The following is a 19,115-nucleotide window of genomic DNA, read 5'->3' as shown; positions in this document are numbered from 1 at the left end:
CTGTGGCAAAATTCAAAGCAATGTGGAACGGCTTCTGGTGCTACCGCTACCTGCTGTGGAATCTGGTCAGCCGTGACTTCAAGCTCAAATACCGCCGCAGCGTGCTGGGCGTGGTGTGGAGCGTTCTGAACCCGCTGCTCATGTGCCTTGTGTACTGGGCCGTGTTCAGCAGTCTGATGGACATGCGGGGCAGCGGCATCGACAACTTTGCCGTGTTCCTGATGTGCGGCCAGCTGCTGTTCAACTTCTTCAACGAGGCCACCTCCACCGGCATGAGCAGTGTGCTGGGCGCTGCGCCCCTGCTCAAAAAGGTGTATATCCCCAAGTATATCTTCCCGCTGGAAAAGTGCTGCTTTGCCATGGTGAACTGCGTGTTCAGCTTTGTGGCGCTGCTGCTGGTCATGATCTTTACCGGTGCACCCTTCCACCTGACCCTCATCGAGGCGGTCTACCCGCTGGTGACGCTGTTCTTCTTCAGTCTGGGCGTGGGCCTGCTTCTGGCAGCGGCTACCGTGTTCTTCCGGGATATCATGCACATCTGGAGCGTGTTCATCACCGCATTGCTGTATTTTTCCGCCATCTTCTACGACCCCACCCAGATGACCTTTTCCATCGGCGGGTTCAACATGCAGCAGATCATCAAGCTGAACCCCATGTACTGGTACATCACAGGCTTCCGCCGTACCGTGATGTGGGGCATCCCGCTGGATTTCAACATGTTCGCGGTGTGCGGCTGCTGCGCCGTGCTCTCCATGCTGGTGGGCGTGTGGGTGTTCCGCAAAACGCAGGACCGCTTTGTGCTGCATATTTAAGGAGGAAGAACAATGGAACCGATCATCAAAGTGGACAATGTTTCCATGTGCTTCAACCTCTCCAAGGAAAAGCATGAGAGCCTGAAAGAGTATTTTCTGGCCATGGTGCAGGGCCGCCTGCAGTACGATGAATTCTACGCCCTGAAGGACGTGAGTCTGGACATCATGCCCGGCGATTTCTACGGCCTTGTGGGCCTGAACGGCTCGGGCAAGTCCACCCTGCTCAAGACCATTGCGGGCGTGTACAAGCCCAGCAAGGGCAAGGTGACGGTCCGCGGCTCCATCGCCCCGCTCATCGAGCTGGGCGCGGGCTTTGATATGGACCTGACTGCCCGCGAGAACATCTATCTGAACGGCACGGTGCTGGGCTTCTCGCCCAAGTATCTGGACGAAAAGTTTGATGAGATCGTGGAGTTCAGCGAGCTGCAGAACTTTCTGGATGTGCCGCTCAAGAACTACTCCTCCGGCATGGTGGCCCGCATCGGCTTTGCCATTGCCACCATCACCAAGCCCGATATCCTCATTGCGGACGAGGTACTTTCGGTGGGCGATTTCCTGTTCCAGCAGAAGTGCGAAAAACGGATGCAGGAGCTGATGGCGGGCGGCACCACGGTCATTCTGGTGTCTCACTCCATTGAGCAGATCGAGCGCATGTGCAGCAAGGTGGCATGGCTGAGCCACGGCCACCTGAAAATGAATGGCGATACGGCAACGGTCTGCGCGGCCTACAAGGCAACGCAGCGCGGCGAGGCCTGATATGAATGTACGACTGAAACGTGCCAGAGAACTGGCAGGCTATGCGGTGCAGCTGACGAAGGACGAGGGCCTGCCCACCATGCTCAAACGGGGCGCGGGCTTTGTCAAGCGCCGCTGCTTTGGCAAGCGTGCCCGCTATCTGCCCGCCAAAAAGGTGCTGGAAGCCCAGCGGGCCGAAATGGCCGGCAAAACGGCGGCAGACTGCGGCCTGCCCACCATCAGCATCCTGACCCCGCTGTATAATACACCGGAAAAATACCTGCGAGAATTTCTGGATTCCTTTGTGAACCAGACGGCCCCCAACGGTCAGCTCTGCCTTGCGGATGCTTCCGATGCAGAACATGCCGATGTGAAGCGCATCGTGGAGGAATATCAGACAAAGAATCAACGCATCGTATACAAAAAGATCGAAAACAAAGGCATTGCGGCCAACACCAATGCTGCGGCAGAGCTTGCCACAGGGGAATATCTGGCCCTTGCCGACCACGATGATATCCTTGCGCCCCACGCCATGTACACCATGGGCAAAGCCATTCTGCAGCTGCGGGCGCAGGGCGAGCCGGACGGCTTCCTCTACAGCGATGAAGCACTCTTTTCCAAGAGCATCCAGCGGCCCATGGTGGCCCACTTCAAGCCGGATTACGCCCCGGACTACCTGCTGTGCTGCAACTACATCTGCCACTTGGCGGTGTTCCAAAAGGCGCTGTGGGATGAGATCGGCGGGGAGCGGCCGGAGTGCGACGGCAGTCAGGACCACGATCTGTTCCTGCGCCTTGTGGAAAAGACCGGCGGTGCGGCCCATGTACCGCAGGTGCTGTACTACTGGCGGGTGCACGCAGGCTCCACCTCCGGCGGCACCGATGCCAAGCCCTATGTGGCGGCAGCAGCCAAAAAGGCGCTGGCCGACCATCTGGCCCGCACCGGACGCACCGGCGCCGTGGAGGATGGCCTGTTCCCCAGTACCTACCGGGTGAAGTGGGATATCGTGGGCGACCCGAAGGTGAGCATCCTCATCCCGAACAAGGACCACACCGACGATCTGGAAAAGTGCCTGCACAGCATCTGGACCAAAACCAGCTGGGAAAACTTTGAGGTCATCGTCATCGAGAACAACTCCACCGAACCGGCCACCTTTACCTATTATAAGGAAGCCCGGCAGCGCTACGACGGCCTGCAGGTGGTCAACTACCCGCAGAAGGGATTCAACTTTTCCGGCATCAACAACTTTGGCCGGCAGTACGCCAGCGGGGATTACCTGCTGCTGCTGAACAACGACGTGGAGGTGCGCAATGCGGATTGGCTCACGGAGCTTTTGCGGCAGTGTGCTCACCCCGGCGGCGCGGCCATCTGCGGCGCAGAGCTGCTTTACCCGGACGAGACGTTGCAGCATGCGGGCGTTGTGACCGGCCTTGGCGGCTACGCGGGCCACAGCCACAAATACCGCAAGGCGGGCGGCAGCGGCTACATGTTCCGCGCTGCAACGGTGCAGGACTTTTCCGCCGTCACCGGTGCCTGCCTGCTGGTAAAGACCAGCGTGTGGGACGAAGTGGGCGGTCTGGACGAAGCCTTTGCGGTGGCCTTCAACGATGTGGATTTCTGCCTGCGGGTGCGGGATGCAGGATACCGCATTGCGTGGACACCCTATGCTCAGCTGACCCATTACGAGAGCAAGAGCCGCGGCGGCGACGAAAAAGACCCGGTGAAGGCCCGGCGCTTTGCCGCCGAGCAGCAGCGGCTGTACGCCGTGCACGGCAAGGCGAACATCCTGCACGACCCCTACTACAACCCCAACCTGACCATGGACCGGGAGGATTTTTCCGAAAGCAATGATCTGCGCGGGCTGAAAGAGGGACGTATCACGGTGCAGTGGAGGAAATAACAGCATGAACATCAAGGGCCATTTTGAGACCATCACCCGGCACAAGCTGCTGGTGATGAAATACTGCTTTGCCTGCGGGCTCTATGAGCAGGGCCTTGCCCACGACCTGAGCAAGTACAGCCCTACCGAGTTCATTCCGGGCTGCATCTATTATCAGGGTGACCACAGCCCCAACGAAGCGGAACGTCTGGCGCGGGGCTATTCCTCCGCGTGGCTGCACCACAAGGGCCGCAACAAGCACCATCTGGAATACTGGATCGATTACAGCACCCGGAAGGCGGGCCTTGCCGGCATGAAGATGCCCCTGCGCTATGTGTGCGAAATGGTGTGCGACCGCGTGGCCGCCAGCCAGATCTATCTGGGCGACAAGTACACCGATGCTTCCCCGTGGGAATACTACGAGCGCAGCAAGACCCACTACCTGCTCCACCCGGACACCCGTGCCCTGCTGGAAGAGCTGCTGAAGATGGTGCGGGACCTTGGGCATGACCGCACCTTTGAGCACATGAAATACCTGCTGGGCTGCGAAAAAGATTATTAAAAGGAATATTTTGCCTAAAAACACCGCTGAGGGAGACCCGGCGGTGTTTTTTGTATGCCATGAAAAAACACAAAAAAGCTCCGGCGCGGTGCTGTGCTTTCCTGCCAAAGGATACGCCGCAGCCCCAAAACGGTGCGCACCTGTGCCAAAAGGCGGACGTATTTTTTGTTTTTTCTGCGAATTGACGTTGCTGCGGGGGGGGTACAATAGATAAAACAGACCGGAGGGGTTCGGTCTGGATGTGAGATACCTTTTTGATAAAAAGGAGGAGAAAAAATGAAACTGTTCAAGAAACTGGCAGCGGTCATGCTGGTGGCTGCTCTGGCACTGACCATGGTGGGCTGCGGTGCAGGCGGCACGGGCTCGGCAATTGATCTGAAGAACGAAGTGCTGAATGTAATCGAAGACAGCTACTGTGCTGACCACAAGGTTGCGACCCACACGACTGCCATGGATGCGGCAGCGGCTGCGCTCATTGAGAAGGCTGCAGCGGATGAAGCAGCAAAAGACGATGATGTTACGGTGAAAGCATTGCTGAAAAAGCAGACCATTGACGGCAATTACATTGCGATCTTTAAACCTTATGGCCAGCTGAGTACGGAATTGATGCAGTATCTCTACATTGGGGAAATGGAAGACACACTTGATAAAGCAATCCAGTACATTGCAAACGAGGGGTACTACAATAATTCTGATACGGCCGTTAAAATTGGCAGCCCTGTAATTGGTGAGGACGATTCGATCGAGATTGGTGCAGCTACGGGTAAGATCAAGGACAAGAACTATCTGGTTCTGCTGGTGAAAAAGGCAGAGGCCTGATCGACCGGCGAAAACAGAACATCGACCTGTAAATAGATTTTAGGAGGAACAAGACCATGAAATTGTTCAAAAAACTGGCTGCTGCTGCACTGGCAGCGGTTCTGGCCCTGTCCATGGTGGGCTGCGGCAATGCGAGTGGCGTCAACTCTACCAAGCAGTTCATTCTGAATTTGATGAGTGATGCTGCAGTGATGACAGATACAGAATGCCACAACACTCCTGAGTTGGACGGCATTGCACAGAAGCTGCTGACCGAAGCCAACGCTGCCTATCAGGATAAAACCCAGACGGATAAGACCGTAGGAGCTCTGATGCAGGCAGCTACGGAAAAAGAGGGCGTCCTGAAGGAAAACACTGGCTATGATATTTCCTTTGTAGAGGACTACAAGTTTAAGTGCAGCATTATTCCTGAAGCTCAAAAACAGGAAATGCTTATGCGGATGATGGATACTATTTATGTAAATAGTGGCGTTGATCGGGATGCAACCAAACGGGATGTTGGCGTTGCTGTTGGTAAAATTGGCGACAAGACCTATGTTGTAGTTGTTGAAACCGAGACCCCGGCTGCCCCTGACACCACTACCAAAAACTAAGCAAACCCCAAACTTTAAAGCATAACAAAAAGGCGCTGGCTCCGGCCAGCGCCTTTTCTGTATCGGTCAACGATCTGCCGACCCGGCAAAAACCACAAAGCCCCCAGCCCGTGCGGCACTGCCGCTCAGGCTGGGGGCTGTTTTTGTGCAGGACGCGGGTGTTACTGCTCGTTCTCGTAGATCTGGATATAACGGGGCGCGTTTTTATCCTGAATGAACAGCAGCGCGGCGGTCAGGGCCACCGCCAGAGCAGTGAGGACGGCGAGCAGTGCTTTGAGAACCTTCATCGTTTCAAGCCTCCTTGGTAAGTCTGGCGCGGAGCGGGGGACGTTCCGCAGTTTTTGGCTGCCCTTAGTATAGCATAATCCGCATACAAAGGCAAACACCGGATGCAGGAAGAAAAATACGGTGGTTAGTTGTATATAACCACGAAAAAATGAAAAGAAAGTTCAGGAAAATGCATCATTTTTGTGCCATTGTCGTTGACTTCCCACGCCAAAATGATACAATAAACATGTTAAGCAGCTGCTGTCCCTGTACCAGTGCGCCTGCATGGGCGTGGGGGCGGCAATTCAAGCAGAATGGGGGATTTGAATTCCATGTTGAACAAGCTGAAACGTGCGGCGCTTGGCGCGCATACGCCGCATGACAAGGCAACTGCTGCAAGCAAACCGATCCCGATGCCTCTGCCCGCGCAGGTACGCATCCTCATGAGCCAGCATATCGGCGCTCCCGCCAAAGCTCTGGTCAAAAAGGGCGACGAGGTGTTCGTTGGCACCAAGATCGGCGAGGCTGGCGGCTTCGTCTCTGCAAACATCCACTCCAGTGTCTCCGGCACGGTTGCCGCAGTGGAGCCCTTCCGTCTGTCCAATGGCCGCATGTGCGACTCTGTCGTCATCAAGACCGATGGCAAACAGACCGTGGATCCGGCTGTCAAGGCACCGGAAGTGACCGATAAGGCCAGCTTCCTCAAGGCTGTGCGTGAGTGCGGCCTGGTCGGTCTGGGCGGCGCAGGCTTCCCGACCGACGTAAAGCTGCAGCCCAAGCAGCAGGTGGATACCCTGCTGATCAACGCTTCCGAGTGCGAAGTGTGGCTGACCAGCGATACGCAGGAGATGCTGAACTGTAGCGATGATATCATCCGCGGCATCAAGGCCGTGCTGCAGTACACCGGCATCCCGAAGTGCGTCATCGGCATTGAGAACAACAAGCCCGAATGCATCGACCTGCTGTGCAAAAAGACCAATGGCGACAGCACCATCGAGGTCAAGCCCCTGCCCAGTGTCTACGGCACCGGCGCAGAGCTGATCCTTATTGAAAAGTGTCTGGGCCGCGAAGTGCCCCACGGCGGTCTGCCCGCAGATGCCGGGGCCATCGTCATGAACGTGACCAGCGTTTCCACCCTTGGCAAGTATCTGGCTACCGGTATGCCGGTGGTCGAGCGCACCATCACTGTGGACGGCGATGCCTGTGCAAAGCCCCAGAACATCGTTGTCCCCGTGGGCACTGCCTATCAGGACATCATTGATTTTGCAGGTGTCAAGGGCGAGCTGGGCAAGGTGGTTGCCGGCGGTGCCATGATGGGCCCCGCTGTGGAGAACCTGAGCTACCCCACCACCAAGACCACCTCCGGCCTGATCTTCCTGAGCAAGGCCGCTGCAGAGCCTGCACCGGTGAATCCCTGCATCCGCTGCGGCCGCTGCGTGGAGTACTGCCCCATGGGTCTGGAGCCTGTGGAGGTCAATCAGGCATACGCTGCACGCGATGTGCAGGAGCTGGGCAAGCTGCATGCAGACTACTGCTTCAACTGCGGCAGCTGCTCTTTCGTCTGCCCGGCAAAGCGCCCTGTTACCCAGATGATGAGTCTGGCAAAGGCGTTCTACCTTGGTGAAATCAAAAAAGGAGGCAATAAGTAATGGATACGAAGCTTATTGTTTCGGCTTCCCCGCATGTGCGCAGCGAAGAGACCACCCAGAGCCTGATGGCCAACGTGATCGTCGCCCTGTGCCCCTGCGTGGTGGCCTCTGCCATCATTTTTGGTATGCGTGCACTGCTGGTAACAGCCGTGTCCGTGGTGGCCTGCGTGGCCTTTGAGTGGCTGTACTGCAAGCTGCTCAAGAAGCCCAATCCCATCAGCGACCTGTCCGCCGTCGTCACCGGCATCATTCTGGCTATGAACGTGCCCGTGGGCATGCCCATCGGCCAGCTCATCATCGGTGATCTGGTGGCCATCGTCATCGTCAAGCAGCTGTTCGGCGGCATCGGCATGAACTTTGCCAACCCCGCTCTGGTGGGCCGTATCGTGCTGTTCATCAGCTTTGCCGGTTCCATGAACAAGTGGGTGTTCCCGGATGCAGCGGTGGACCAGCTGTCCAGCGCTACCCCACTGGCTGTGGCCGATAAGTCTAAGCTGAGCCTGCTGGATCTGTTCATGGGCATCCACGGCGGTGTGCTGGGCGAGACCTGCGCACTGGCCATCGTGCTGGGCCTGATCTATCTGGTGGCCACCAAGACCATCAGCATCGCCATCCCGGCTTCTTACGTCGGCAGCATGTTCGTGTTCTACCTCATTGCTACCCACAGTGTGCACGAGGCTCTGGTTGCCGTGCTGAGCGGCGGCCTGCTGTTCGGTGCCGTGTTTATGGCTACCGACTACGTTACCAGCCCCTTCACCCTGAAGGGCAAGCTGGTGTACGGCGTGGCACTGGGCATCGTCACCTTTGCCATCCGTTACTGGGGCAGCTACACCGAGGGCGTGTCCTTCGCACTGCTGTTCATGAACCTGTGGGTTCCCTACATCAACGATCTGACCCGTCAGACCCCGTATGGCTATATCAAGCCTGCAAAGAAAGCAAAGGAGGGTGCTGGCAAATGAGTAAGTCTTCCAACTGGGAGAGCACCATCAAGCCCATCGTTGTGCTGAGCGTTATCTCCCTGATCGCCAGCCTGCTGCTGGCACTGGTGAACGGCATGACCGCCCCGGTCATTGCCGAGAACACCAAGCGCACCACTCTGGCCGCTTATGTCGGCGTGCTGCCCTCCGTTTCGGATGCCAGCGAGCTGGAAGAAGTGACCGATTACACCACCGCCGGCATCACCGGCGTGGTCAAAGCTCCGGACGGCAGCACTGCCATCAAGGCCGAGGAAAAGGGCTTTGACGGCGGTATCCTGACCGTTATCATGGGCTTTGATGCCAATGGTGCCGAGACCGGCATCTGGGTAGACGCTTCCACCCAGACCAAGGGCATCGGCTCCAACGTGAGCAGTGACGACTTCCTGGCGCAGTTCGACGGCATGGACGGCACCCAGAACATTGTGATGAATCAGGATTACGATGCCTACAGCGGCGCAACCATTTCGTCCACCGCTCTGTTTGCTGCCATCAATGACTGTGTCAACTGCTACAACGAGCTGGCGTAAAGGAGGTTGGTAAGAAATGGCACAAGAAAATAAGTCCAAGGTAAGCATCCTTACCAACGGCATTATCAAAGAAAACCCCGTTCTGCGTCTGGTTCTGGGTACCTGCTCCATTCTGGCAGTTACCACTGCAGTTTCCAGCGCTCTGGGCATGGGTGCCGCCTTCACCTTCGTGCTGGTGTGCTCCAATATCATGATCTCCCTGCTGCGCAAGGTGATCCCCGGCAAGGTGCATCTGCCCTGCTACATCGTCATTATCGCAAGCTTCGTGACCATCGTTCAGATGTTCATGCAGGCTTACATGGAAAGCCTGTACAACGCTCTGGGCGTGTTCCTGCCCCTGATCGTTGTCAACTGTATCATTCTGGGCCGTGCCGAGATGTTCGCCTGCAAGAACAGCATCGTGGACTCCGCACTGGACGGCGTGGGCATGGGCGTTGGCTACACCCTCACCGCTACCCTGATGGCATCCATCCGTGAGATCCTGGGCAGCGGCACATGGCTGGGCTTCCAGGTGATCCCGGAAAGCGTTGCCAAGGTCTCCATCATGACGCAGGCTCCCGGCGCATTCTTCTGCTTTGGCCTGTTGATGGCCGGCTGTGTGTGGCTGGAAGGCAAGCTGGATGCCCGCATCGAGCGCAAGAGCTGCTGCGACCTTGATAACCTGAAGAAGGAGGCAGAATAAGATGTTAGTAAAACTCGCTGCGATCTTCTTCAGCATGATCCTGGTCAACAACTACGTGCTGGTGAAGTTCTACGGTATCTGCCCGTTCCTGGGCGTTTCCAAAAAGCTGGATTCTGCGGTTGGTATGTCCGGTGCCGTCATCTTCGTCATGTTCATGGCAACGGCCGTTACCTTCCCCATCCAGATCTTCATTCTGGACCCGGCTGGTCTGAGCTACCTGCAGACCATCGTGTTCATTCTGGTCATTGCTGTTCTGGTGCAGTTCATCGAGATCTTCCTCAAGAAGTACGTGGTTGCACTGTATAACTCTCTGGGCGTTTACCTGCCCCTGATCACCACCAACTGCTGTGTTCTGGCTGTCACCATTCTGGTCGTGGGCGACTACGGCGCAGATGTGGCTGCTCTGGGCTTCGGTGTTGCTTACATTGAGGCTCTGGTGTGTGCCATCGGCGCAGGCTGCGGCTTCATGCTGGCTATGGTCATGTTCAGCGGCGTGCGCAAGCGCGTGGAAGCCTGCGATCCCCCGGCACCCTTCAAGGGCCTGCCTATCACCCTGATCGCAGCAGCAATCACCAGCCTGTCCTTCATGGGCTTCGGCGGCATCGTCGAAAACCTGTTCAATGTCACGCTGTAAGGGAGGAACAGGATTATGAATATTGTATCTGCTGTTATCCTGTGTACCATCGTGGGCGCAGTCGGCGCGATCGTTCTGGTCGCAGCGTCCAAGTTCATGGCGGTGGAGGAAGACCCCCGCATTGAAGAAGTTACCAACTGCCTTGCCGGTGCAAACTGCGGCGGCTGCGGCTACGCAGGCTGTGCGGACTACGCAAAGGCTGTGGTCATGGACGGCGTGCCCTGCGACAAGTGCGCACCTGGCGGCCCTAAGGCTGCCGCTGCCATTGCCAAGATCATGGGCGGCACGGCCAGCGCTGTGGAAAAGAAGGCGGTTGTCCAGTGTCAGGGCAATTCCGAGCACTGCAAGCCTGCTTATGATTACAAGGGCATCCAGACCTGTGCAGCCGCTGCAGCCCTGTACGGCGGCCCCAAGACCTGCTCCTTTGCCTGCGTTGGTCTGGGCGACTGCACCAAGGTGTGTAAGTTCGATGCCATCCACATTGTGGACGGTGTTGCCAAGGTGGACAAGGACAAGTGCACCGGCTGCGGTGCCTGCGCAAACATCTGCCCCAAGCAGGTCATCATGATCGATGTGGGCGGCCCGCGCAAGCCGGTGGTCATGTGCTCCAACAAGGACAAGGGTGCTGTGGCAAACAAGCTGTGCACCACCTCCTGCATTGCCTGCGGCATGTGCGAGCGCACCTGTAAGTTCGACGCTATCCACGTGGTGGACGGCGTGGCCCGCATCGACTATGACAAGTGCAAGGGCTGCGGCATGTGTGCCCAGAAGTGCCCCAAGCACATCATCCTCTTCCCGCTGAAGGATGACCCCAATCCCCCGAAGCCCGTGGTAAAGCCCGCCGCTCCCGCTGCTGCCCCCGCAGCAAAGCCGGAAGCCAAGGCTGAGGCAAAGCCCGAGACCAAGGCAGAGTAAACTGTAAACCAAAGCCCGCCGTGCAGCGATGCCCGGCGGGCTTTTTGCAACTTTTTGTAAGAAAATCCGGTTGCAATGATGCGGAATTATGGTTAAATAGAAGGAGGATATTTTCACAGAAAGAGGACGATCATGGAACAACAGTCTGCACGCCTGCGGAATACAGGCTTTCTTACTTTCTTCTTCAGTGGCATCTGTGCCATCAGTGCGGGCGTGGTGGTCAGCCTGCTGCAGGAGCGCTACGGCTTTGCCTACGGCATGACCGGCACCCTGCTCTCACTTATGAGTGTGGGTAATCTGCTGGCAGGCCTGCTCATCGGTATGCTGCCCAGTGTACTGGGCATGAAGCCCAGTGTGCTGCTGCTCACCATCGGCTATGCGGTGGGCTACGGCATCATGGGTCTGACCGGTGTAGAGATCCTGCTGGCAGTGGCTTTCTTTGTGGTGGGCATTGCTAGGGGCAGCGTTATGAACACCTGCACCATTCTGGTCAGCGATCACTCTGCCGACCGCACCCGGGGCATGAACCTGATGCACAGCTGCTACGCCTGTGGTGCGCTGCTGTGCCCCTTCCTCATTGCGGCAGCGGCGAAGGTGAGCACTGAGCTGGCGGTGTTCCTGCTGGCGGCACTGGGACTTGTGCTGTGGCTGGTATATGCCTTTACCCCGCTGGGCGGCGGCAAGGCCAGGAATGCCAAGGAAAAGCAGGCCATTGACTGGAGCTTTCTGCGTTCGGCACGGTTCTGGATGCTGACCGGCCTTTTGTTCTTCCAGAACGCTGCAGAGCAGAGCGTCAACGGCTGGATGGTCACTTACTTCAAGGGCAGCGGCATCATTGCGGGCACACTGGCGGCTTACACCGTCACGGTCATGTGGGGTGCCACGCTGGTGGCCCGTCTGCTGATCGCATTCGTGTTCCCGTTCAAGAGCCCGCGCAAGGCCATGGTGGGCATGAGCGTGCTGTGCACCTTCTTCTATGTGCTGCTGGTCATGGCCCACACGCAGGGCATGGCCATCGTGCTGCTGTTTGCGTTTGCGTTCTCCATGGCGGGCCTGAACCCCACCGCCGTGGCCAGCGCAGGCCGCATGACCAGCGTGACCAGCATGGGCATCATGCTGCCGGTGGCATCCAGCGGTGCCATCCTCATGCCGTGGATCATTGGCATCGTAGCCGAAAAGGCTGGCCTTGCCGCCGGTATGGCTTCCAACATCGTGCCCTGCGTGGGGCTGATTATTTTCACCCTGCTGGTGGCTAGATTGCCGGAGGAATAAACCCTCTCAGGGGAGCTGGCATTGCACAGCAATGACTGAGAGGGTTATTTCTCAATGCCTCTGGCCTTCGCGCTGAACTCGCACCCGCAGTAATCCTGCCGGTACAGGCCGTATTCCTCCGAAAGCTGCAGGCTGCGCAGGTAGCCGTTGTGCTTTTTGAAGTCCGAAGGCAGATGCTTTACGCCGAACTCGGCTTCCAGCTCCTGCCCGATGGCATTGATGCGCTTGGCATCTTTATGCGGGCTGATGGACAGCGTGGTGGTGAACCAGTCGAAGCCGTTCTCACTGGCGTATTGCGCCGCCCGGCGCATCCGCAGCCGGTAGCAGATCGTGCACCGACTGCCCCGCTCCGGCTCGTTTTCAAGGCCGGTGACGGCGGTGTAGAACTCCTGCGGGTCGTAGTGGTCCTCCACCACGGTCACGCCCAGAGGATGGGCTGCTGCCACGAACTTCTTCAGCTCTTCGCCGCGGCGGTAGTATTCCTCTGCAGGCCATGTGTTGGGGTTATAGTAAAGCACTGTGATCTCAAAATACTGGCACAGCTGTTCCAGCACTGCGCTGGAGCAGGGGCCGCAGCAGGCGTGGAGCAAAAGGCGCGGCCGGGTGCCGTCCAGCGTTTTGAGCACGGCATCCATCTGCTGTGCAAAATTCAATTGAGTTGCCATTTTTATCATCCTTTGCTATACTGATTGAGAAAATTCCTTAAAAAGCTCGCCCTTTCGGGGGAGCTGGCATTGCACAGCAATGACTGAGAGGGTTTGCTTTCTTATTATAACATATTCCGCTTGAAAATACAGGAGGCACCATGACACAGGAAAAGATCGCCCGCATCAACGAGCTGGCAAAAAAGAGCAAGACCACCGGCCTGACCGAGGCCGAAAAGGCAGAGCAGCAGGCCCTGCGCCGCGAATACATCGACGACATGAAGGCCAGCCTGCGCGCGCAGCTGGCCAACACCTCCATTCAGGAGCCGGACGGCACTATCCACAAGGTAATCCGCCGTGCCGACCTTGAGAAGCCCCGCAGCTGAACGCACAATTTTACGCGCACTTTTTTGGAGGAAAACGCAGCCAAAAGCTGTGTTTTCCTCTTTTTTTGCACGGCGATCTGTGCTATACTATACTTGCATTGGTATGTGCTTTGTGTATGCCTGCTGATGTGTTTTCCCAAGGTGGCGTATCCCGGGCAAGGTGCACGGAAAAGGCTGTCTTTTGAAAAAATGATAAAGAGGTCATTTATTATGCTTACTGCAATTACGGGTATCAACTGGGGCGATGAAGGCAAGGGCCGCATGGTCGACCTCATCAGCCAGGAGTATGACATCGTTGCACGTTATCAGGGCGGCAACAACGCCGGTCACACGGTCAAGAACGAGCGCGGCAAGTTCGTGCTGAATCTGCTGCCCTCCGGCATCCTGCGTCCGAACGTGGTCTGCGTTATGGGCAACGGCATGGTCATCGACCCGCATCATCTGGACGGCGAGATCAACAAGCTGCGGGAGCAGGGCGTTGAGATCAGCCCGGCAAACCTGAAGATCTCCGACCGTGCAACCATCACCATGCCCTACCATGTGGAGCAGGACGGTCTGGAAGAAGCACGTCTGTCCAAGACCGGCGCACAGTTCGGCTCCACCAAGCGCGGCATTGCCTACGCTTACGGCGACAAGTACATGAAGAAGACCCTGCGCATGGGCGACCTGCTGCATCTGGACGACGCTGTGAAGAAGCGCCTCGTCACCATGGTGGATTCCAAGAATCTGGTGATGGAGGGCAGCTACAACGCAGCTCCCATCAGCGTGGATGAGATGTGGGCATGGCTCGAAAAGTATGCCGCCATCTTCAAGGATTACATCTGCGATGTGGGCCAGTATCTGGCCGATGCAGACGCTGCAGGCAAGAAGGTCCTGTTCGAGGCTCAGCTGGGCGCTCTGCGCGACATCGATTTCGGCATTTACCCCTATACCACCTCTTCCAACGTCATCGGTGCTTACGCTCCCATCGGCGCAGGCATCCCGGGCCACAAGCTGCACAACTCCATCGGCGTGATGAAGGCTTACTCCTCCTGCGTGGGTGACGGCCCCTTCACTGCCGAGCTGGCTATGACCGAAGAGGAAAAGCACGACCTGCGTGAGGCTGGCCACGAGTACGGTGCAGCCACCGGCCGTCCCCGCCGCGTTGGCCCCATCGATCTGGTGGCAAGCCGCTACGGCGTGTTCTGCCAGGGCTGCGATGAAGTTGCTCTGACCCTGCTGGACGTGCTGGACTACATGGAAAAGATCCCCATGGTCACTGCCTACAAGCTGACCGATGGCAGCACCACCACCCGCTTCCCCATGGGCGAAGCTCTGGACACCGCACAGCCTGTGGTGGAGTACCTGCCCGGCTGGCACTGCGATATCACCGCAGCCCGCAAGTGGGAAGACCTGCCCAAGGAAGCACGCGATTACGTGGAATATCTGGAAAAGGCTGTCGGCTGCAAGATCACCTACATCTCTGTGGGTGCCGAGCGTGAGGCTTATATCCACCACGTATGATCCCCTGCAAAGCTCCTGAATGATTCAGAAAAGGAAGCGTCACAGATGTTTGATATCATTACCGACAGCGCATGCGACCTGACGCTGGACACTGCCAAACAGCTCCAAATCGAGGTCGTGCCCTTCTATGTCTCGCTGGACGGCGAGCACTACCGCAAAGAAGGCAAGGAGATCGCCGTGCGGGACTTCTACCAGTTCATGGTGGACAACCCTTCGGCCTACCCAAAAACCAGCCTTGCTTCCATTGAGGACTTTGAGCAGGCATTCCGTGCCCATGCTGCTGCTGGCCGGGATGTGCTGTGTCTGGTGTTCACCAGCAAGATGAGCGGCTGTGTGGGCAGCGCCCGCAATGCCCGGGATCTGGTGCTGGAAGATTTCCCCGATGCCCGCATTGAGGTCATTGACAGCGCGGCGGCTACCGTTACCGAGTCCACCATGGTGGAAAACGCCGTGGCCATGCGGGACGCAGGCTGCACGCTGGACGAGACTGTGACATGGCTGGAAGCAGAGAAAGCTACCAACCAGATCTTCTTCACGGTAGGCAATCTGGACTATCTCATTAAGGGCGGCCGCATTGGCAAGGTGACGGGCCGTGCAGCCAACATGCTGGGCATCAAGCCGATGATCCTGTTCAAGGATGGCGAGATCTTCTCCGGCGGTGTGGCACGCGGCCGACAGAAGAGCTTTGAAAAAGCGCTGGAACAGCTGATGAACTATCTGGATGCCCACGGCGGCACCCCGGACGACTACCGCATCACCGTAGGCTACGGCTACGACGAAGAGGAAGGCAAGCGCCTGTGGATGCAGACCCGCGCGGCCCTGCGTGCAAAGTACCCCGGCGCTCAGTGCGAAGTGGGCCTGTTGCAGATCGGCTGCACCATTGCCGTGCACACCGGCCCCTATGCGCTGGGCATGGGCGTGATGCGCCGCTGGAAAAAGCAGGGCTGAACGTAAAGCCTTGACAAATTTATAAAAAGTAACTATACTACAAATAGAAAAGGCACTGCGACAAGCGGTCAGCCCTTTTGGGTTATAGTTCTAAAACGAACCGTCACCGGCCAGGGTGGCGGTTCATCTTTTACCTTTTGTGATCCGCAGCGTGAACGTAAGCCCAAGCAGATGGAACGTAAAAGTAATAGGCATGACTCTCACCTCCTTTCGGAAGCGAGGGCTGAACCGCCTGCCGTTGTATGCAGTGCCTTGCTGCTTACAGAAGCAGCAAGGATAGAGTATCATATCATTCGACAAATTGCAAGGATGCACTGCACGGCTGAAAAGCTGTGTGGTGCTTTTTTTGTTGAAAAAATTATGATTTGCAAACTTTTTATGAACCCTATTGACAAAGTGGGGAAACAGGAGTATAGTTTTAGCAGTCGAACAGATAGAGTGCTAAAACAAGCAAAACCAGTTCGGCAGGAGGTGCTTGAAACCGTGAAACAACTGAAGAATAGCCGCTGCTTCCCGTTCGGCAGCATCTCTGCACCGGGCTTTTAGCAGACGACTATCATGTCCGCTAAAATAAACCTTCCGGTATGAATGGAGGCTTGACTTTATGAATACCAATCAATATACACAGAAAACGCTGGAGGCTTTGCAGGCAGCGCAGCAGCTGGCTGTGGAGTACCAGCACAATCAATTGGAACCTGAACATCTGCTGCACGCCCTCGCTTCGCAGGAGCAGGGCCTGATCCCGCAGCTGCTGCAGAAGCTGAATGTTGACCCCGGCAGTTTTGCTGCCGCCGTGGCCGAAAAGCTTTCGGCTCTGCCTCGGGTCTCCGGCTCCGGCCGTGACCCCGACAAGGTCTATATCTCGCAGGCTGCCGATAAGGTGCTCAGCGCCGCCGCCCGAGAAGCCAAGGCCATGAAGGACGACTATATCAGCGTGGAGCATGTGTTCCTGGGTCTGCTGGACGAGCAGACCCAGAACACCACCGAGTTGTTCCGTGCGTTCAGCATCACGAAAGATAAGTTCCTGCAGCAACTGACGGCTGTGCGCGGCAACCAGCGTGTGACCAACGACAATCCCGAGGAGACCTACAACGCCCTGCAGAAGTATGGTCAGGATCTGGTAGACCTTGCCCGCAAGCAGAAGCTGGACCCCGTCATCGGCCGTGATCAGGAGATCCGCAACGTGATCCGCATCCTGTCCCGTAAGACCAAGAACAACCCCTGCCTGATCGGTGAACCCGGCGTTGGCAAGACCGCCATTGCAGAGGGTCTTGCACAGCGTATCGTGCGCGGCGATGTGCCCGAAAACCTGAAGGACCGCATCGTGTTCAGTCTGGACATGGGCGCTCTGGTGGCCGGTGCAAAGTACCGCGGCGAGTTCGAGGAGCGCCTGAAGAGCGTGCTGAACGAGGTGAAGAAGAGCGAGGGCAAGATCATCCTCTTCATCGATGAGCTGCACACCATCGTGGGTGCCGGCAAGACCGATGGTGCCATGGACGCGGGCAACCTGCTCAAGCCCATGCTGGCCCGGGGCGAGCTGCACTGCATCGGTGCCACCACGCTGGACGAGTACCGCCAGTATATCGAGAAAGACCCCGCTCTGGAGCGCCGCTTCCAGCCGGTACAGGTGGATGAGCCCACCGTGGAGGACACCATCTCCATCCTGCGCGGCCTGAAGGAACGCTACGAGGTGTTCCACGGCGTGAAGATCAACGACAGCGCCCTGATCGCCGCTGCCACCCTTTCCGACCGCTATATCACCGATCGTTTCCTGCCGGATAAGGCCATCGACCTTGTGGATGAAGCCTGCGCCATGATCAAGACCGAGATGGACAGCATGCCCAGCGAGATGGACGATCTGGCCCACCGCATCACCCAGCTGCAGATCGAGCAGGTGAGCCTGAAAAAGGAGACCGATGCCCTGAGCCAGAGCCGCCTGAAGGATCTGGAAAAGGAGCTGGCCGAGCTGCAGGACAAGTTCCGCAGCATGAAGGCAAAGTGGGAGAACGAGAAGAACGCCATCGGCAAGGTGCAATCCCTGCGTGAGCAGATCGAGCAGACCAATGCCGACATTGAAAAGGCTCAGCGCGAGTACGACCTGAACAAGGCCGCTGAGCTGAAATACGGCAAGCTGCCCCAGCTGCAGAAACAGCTGGAAGAGGAAGAGAAGATCGCCGCCGCCAAGAAGGAGGACAGCCTGCTGCGTGACCGCGTGACCGATGAGGAAATCGCCCGCATCGTGGCCCGCTGGACCGGCATCCCGGTGGAGAAACTGGTGGAGGGTGAGCGCGAGAAGCTGCTGCATCTGGACGATGTGCTGCACCAGCGGGTCATCGGTCAGGACGAGGCTGTGACCAAGGTGAGCGAGGCCATCCTGCGCAGCCGCGCCGGTATCGCCAACCCCAACCGCCCCATCGGCAGCTTCCTGTTCCTCGGCCCCACCGGCGTTGGCAAGACTGAGCTGGCCAAGGCACTGGCACAGGCCCTGTTTGACGACGAGCGCAACATGGTGCGAATCGATATGACCGAGTATATGGAGAAGTTCAGCGTCAGCCGTCTGATCGGCGCGCCTCCGGGATATGTCGGTTACGAAGAGGGCGGCCAGCTGACTGAGGCTGTGCGCCGCAAGCCCTACAGCGTGGTGCTGTTCGATGAGGTGGAAAAAGCCCACCCCGATGTGTTCAACATCCTGCTGCAGGTGCTGGACGATGGCCGCATCACCGACAGTCAGGGCCGCACCGTGGACTTCAAGAACACGGTCATCATCCTCACCTCCAATCTGGGCAGCGACATCATCCTGAACGATCTGGAGCAGCGCCGTGCCAACGGCTCCAACGAGCTGAGCGAGGAAGCAAAGCACCAGATCGACCAGCTGCTGAAGAGCAAGTTCCGCCCCGAATTTCTGAACCGTCTGGATGAGATCGTCTACTACAAGAGCCTGACCAAGGACGAGATGCGCAAGATCGTGGATCTGCAGCTGCAGGATCTGCGCAAGCGCATGGAGGAGAGCAAGCACCTCAAGCTGGAGGTCACCACCGCTGCCAAGGACTTCATCATCGATTCTGCTTACGACAGCGTCTATGGCGCACGTCCCATCAAGCGGTTCATCCAGAGCCGCGTGGAGACCCTGATCGCCAAGGCCATCATTCAGGGCAGCTATACCGAGGGCAACACCCTGACGGTAGACTGCGAGAATGGCGCTTTGACCCTGCGATAATGTAAATTTTACCTGTTCTGTACGGACTTTGCGGCAAGAAAGCTTGCACCACCGTACAGAATATGGTATGATTACAAATAACATTGATGTGCTT

20 protein-coding genes are annotated in these 19,115 nt (G+C 57.4%); 18 read left to right on the top strand and 2 right to left on the bottom strand.

What is annotated here, in order from left to right; genetic code table 11:
* Positions 1–2 precede the first annotated feature (2 nt).
* The 6 genes from DW937_RS10610 (at position 3) to DW937_RS10585 (ending at position 5,400) form a co-directional block, all read left to right on the top strand.
* Positions 3–812, top strand: a complete 810-nt coding sequence (locus tag DW937_RS10610) for an ABC transporter permease (protein ID WP_223388262.1) — start codon at positions 3–5, stop codon at positions 810–812.
* A 12-nt stretch (positions 813–824) separates the two neighbouring features.
* Positions 825–1,568 (top strand): ABC transporter ATP-binding protein, encoded by a 744-nt coding sequence (locus tag DW937_RS10605; RefSeq protein ID WP_005943870.1) that lies wholly within the window; start codon positions 825–827, stop codon positions 1,566–1,568.
* A 1-nt stretch (position 1,569) separates the two neighbouring features.
* Positions 1,570–3,447 (top strand): glycosyltransferase family 2 protein, encoded by a 1,878-nt coding sequence (locus DW937_RS10600; RefSeq protein ID WP_120120885.1) that lies wholly within the window; start codon positions 1,570–1,572, stop codon positions 3,445–3,447.
* Positions 3,448–3,451: 4 nt separating this feature from the next.
* Positions 3,452–3,988, top strand: a complete 537-nt coding sequence (locus DW937_RS10595; protein WP_120120884.1) for a DUF5662 family protein — start codon at positions 3,452–3,454, stop codon at positions 3,986–3,988.
* A 276-nt stretch (positions 3,989–4,264) separates the two neighbouring features.
* Entirely contained in the window at positions 4,265–4,807 is a 543-nt protein-coding gene (locus DW937_RS10590; RefSeq protein ID WP_120120883.1) for a hypothetical protein, read from the top strand.
* A 56-nt stretch (positions 4,808–4,863) separates the two neighbouring features.
* On the top strand, positions 4,864–5,400 hold the full coding sequence (locus DW937_RS10585; RefSeq protein ID WP_120020701.1) for a hypothetical protein: 537 nt from the start codon (positions 4,864–4,866) through the stop codon (positions 5,398–5,400).
* A 161-nt stretch (positions 5,401–5,561) separates the two neighbouring features.
* Here DW937_RS10585 and DW937_RS15425 read toward each other — a convergent pair whose 3' ends face one another.
* On the bottom strand, positions 5,562–5,687 hold the full coding sequence (locus tag DW937_RS15425; RefSeq protein WP_005943878.1) for a hypothetical protein: 126 nt from the start codon (positions 5,685–5,687) through the stop codon (positions 5,562–5,564).
* A 294-nt stretch (positions 5,688–5,981) separates the two neighbouring features.
* On the opposite strand from DW937_RS15425, the gene rsxC reads away from it, so the two are divergent.
* From rsxC to DW937_RS10550, 7 genes are all read left to right on the top strand, one after another.
* Entirely contained in the window at positions 5,982–7,316 is a 1,335-nt protein-coding gene (gene rsxC / locus DW937_RS10580) for an electron transport complex subunit RsxC (protein WP_097777390.1), read from the top strand.
* On the top strand, positions 7,316–8,275 hold the full coding sequence (locus DW937_RS10575) for an RnfABCDGE type electron transport complex subunit D (RefSeq protein WP_097774296.1): 960 nt from the start codon (positions 7,316–7,318) through the stop codon (positions 8,273–8,275). Before rsxC ends, DW937_RS10575 begins: the two co-directional genes overlap by 1 nt.
* Complete coding sequence (locus tag DW937_RS10570) at positions 8,272–8,820, top strand: FMN-binding protein (protein WP_097777392.1); 549 nt, start codon at positions 8,272–8,274, stop codon at positions 8,818–8,820. The genes DW937_RS10575 and DW937_RS10570 overlap by 4 nt, the downstream gene beginning before the upstream one ends.
* A 16-nt stretch (positions 8,821–8,836) precedes the next feature.
* The gene (locus DW937_RS10565; RefSeq protein WP_005943886.1) at positions 8,837–9,502 is read left to right on the top strand and encodes an electron transport complex subunit E; all 666 of its coding nucleotides are present in this window, start codon (positions 8,837–8,839) and stop codon (positions 9,500–9,502) included.
* A 1-nt stretch (position 9,503) separates the two neighbouring features.
* Positions 9,504–10,136 carry an Rnf-Nqr domain containing protein gene (locus DW937_RS10560; protein ID WP_120120882.1) on the top strand — a complete coding sequence of 211 codons (633 nt, stop codon included), beginning with the start codon at positions 9,504–9,506 and terminating at the stop codon, positions 10,134–10,136.
* Between the two features lie 15 nt (positions 10,137–10,151).
* Positions 10,152–11,051, top strand: a complete 900-nt coding sequence (locus DW937_RS10555) for an RnfABCDGE type electron transport complex subunit B (protein ID WP_120020702.1) — start codon at positions 10,152–10,154, stop codon at positions 11,049–11,051.
* Between the two features lie 132 nt (positions 11,052–11,183).
* Positions 11,184–12,323 carry an MFS transporter gene (locus DW937_RS10550; RefSeq protein ID WP_120120881.1) on the top strand — a complete coding sequence of 380 codons (1,140 nt, stop codon included), beginning with the start codon at positions 11,184–11,186 and terminating at the stop codon, positions 12,321–12,323.
* 44 nt (positions 12,324–12,367) lie between these two features.
* Here DW937_RS10550 and DW937_RS10545 read toward each other — a convergent pair whose 3' ends face one another.
* Positions 12,368–12,997, bottom strand: a complete 630-nt coding sequence (locus tag DW937_RS10545; protein WP_120120880.1) for an epoxyqueuosine reductase QueH — start codon at positions 12,995–12,997, stop codon at positions 12,368–12,370.
* A 131-nt stretch (positions 12,998–13,128) separates the two neighbouring features.
* Here DW937_RS10545 and DW937_RS10540 point away from each other — a divergent pair, with 131 nt between their 5' ends.
* From DW937_RS10540 to clpB, 5 genes are all read left to right on the top strand, one after another.
* Positions 13,129–13,353, top strand: a complete 225-nt coding sequence (locus DW937_RS10540; RefSeq protein ID WP_120120879.1) for a DUF896 domain-containing protein — start codon at positions 13,129–13,131, stop codon at positions 13,351–13,353.
* A 210-nt stretch (positions 13,354–13,563) separates the two neighbouring features.
* Positions 13,564–14,856: an adenylosuccinate synthase gene (locus DW937_RS10535; RefSeq protein WP_044953951.1), complete on the top strand. Its 1,293-nt coding sequence runs from the start codon at positions 13,564–13,566 to the stop codon at positions 14,854–14,856.
* 45 nt (positions 14,857–14,901) lie between these two features.
* Positions 14,902–15,804, top strand: a complete 903-nt coding sequence (locus DW937_RS10530) for a DegV family protein (protein WP_005943906.1) — start codon at positions 14,902–14,904, stop codon at positions 15,802–15,804.
* 171 nt (positions 15,805–15,975) lie between these two features.
* On the top strand, positions 15,976–16,350 hold the full coding sequence (locus DW937_RS14740; protein WP_133300977.1) for a hypothetical protein: 375 nt from the start codon (positions 15,976–15,978) through the stop codon (positions 16,348–16,350).
* A gap of 58 nt (positions 16,351–16,408) precedes the next feature.
* The gene (gene clpB / locus DW937_RS10525) at positions 16,409–19,021 is read left to right on the top strand and encodes an ATP-dependent chaperone ClpB (protein WP_120020706.1); all 2,613 of its coding nucleotides are present in this window, start codon (positions 16,409–16,411) and stop codon (positions 19,019–19,021) included.
* Positions 19,022–19,115 lie beyond the last annotated feature (94 nt).

It is taken from the genome of Faecalibacterium sp. AM43-5AT (genome assembly GCF_003603345.1).
GTDB lineage: Bacteria > Bacillota > Clostridia > Oscillospirales > Ruminococcaceae > Faecalibacterium > Faecalibacterium taiwanense.
This window is presented reverse-complemented; position numbering and strand designations above follow the sequence as displayed.

Coding starts and splice junctions, on each gene's coding strand:
- DW937_RS10605 (WP_005943870.1), top strand. CDS start 825: ATGGAACCGATCATCAAAGTGGACAATGTTTCCATGTGCTTCAACCTC.
- DW937_RS10600 (WP_120120885.1), top strand. CDS start 1,570: ATGAATGTACGACTGAAACGTGCCAGAGAACTGGCAGGCTATGCGGTG.
- DW937_RS10595 (WP_120120884.1), top strand. CDS start 3,452: ATGAACATCAAGGGCCATTTTGAGACCATCACCCGGCACAAGCTGCTG.
- DW937_RS10590 (WP_120120883.1), top strand. CDS start 4,265: ATGAAACTGTTCAAGAAACTGGCAGCGGTCATGCTGGTGGCTGCTCTG.
- DW937_RS10585 (WP_120020701.1), top strand. CDS start 4,864: ATGAAATTGTTCAAAAAACTGGCTGCTGCTGCACTGGCAGCGGTTCTG.
- DW937_RS15425 (WP_005943878.1), bottom strand. CDS start 5,687: ATGAAGGTTCTCAAAGCACTGCTCGCCGTCCTCACTGCTCTGGCGGTG.
- rsxC (WP_097777390.1), top strand. CDS start 5,982: ATGGGGGATTTGAATTCCATGTTGAACAAGCTGAAACGTGCGGCGCTT.
- DW937_RS10575 (WP_097774296.1), top strand. CDS start 7,316: ATGGATACGAAGCTTATTGTTTCGGCTTCCCCGCATGTGCGCAGCGAA.
- DW937_RS10570 (WP_097777392.1), top strand. CDS start 8,272: ATGAGTAAGTCTTCCAACTGGGAGAGCACCATCAAGCCCATCGTTGTG.
- DW937_RS10565 (WP_005943886.1), top strand. CDS start 8,837: ATGGCACAAGAAAATAAGTCCAAGGTAAGCATCCTTACCAACGGCATT.
- DW937_RS10560 (WP_120120882.1), top strand. CDS start 9,504: ATGTTAGTAAAACTCGCTGCGATCTTCTTCAGCATGATCCTGGTCAAC.
- DW937_RS10555 (WP_120020702.1), top strand. CDS start 10,152: ATGAATATTGTATCTGCTGTTATCCTGTGTACCATCGTGGGCGCAGTC.
- DW937_RS10550 (WP_120120881.1), top strand. CDS start 11,184: ATGGAACAACAGTCTGCACGCCTGCGGAATACAGGCTTTCTTACTTTC.
- DW937_RS10545 (WP_120120880.1), bottom strand. CDS start 12,997: ATGATAAAAATGGCAACTCAATTGAATTTTGCACAGCAGATGGATGCC.
- DW937_RS10540 (WP_120120879.1), top strand. CDS start 13,129: ATGACACAGGAAAAGATCGCCCGCATCAACGAGCTGGCAAAAAAGAGC.
- DW937_RS10535 (WP_044953951.1), top strand. CDS start 13,564: ATGCTTACTGCAATTACGGGTATCAACTGGGGCGATGAAGGCAAGGGC.
- DW937_RS10530 (WP_005943906.1), top strand. CDS start 14,902: ATGTTTGATATCATTACCGACAGCGCATGCGACCTGACGCTGGACACT.
- DW937_RS14740 (WP_133300977.1), top strand. CDS start 15,976: ATGGAACGTAAAAGTAATAGGCATGACTCTCACCTCCTTTCGGAAGCG.
- clpB (WP_120020706.1), top strand. CDS start 16,409: ATGAATACCAATCAATATACACAGAAAACGCTGGAGGCTTTGCAGGCA.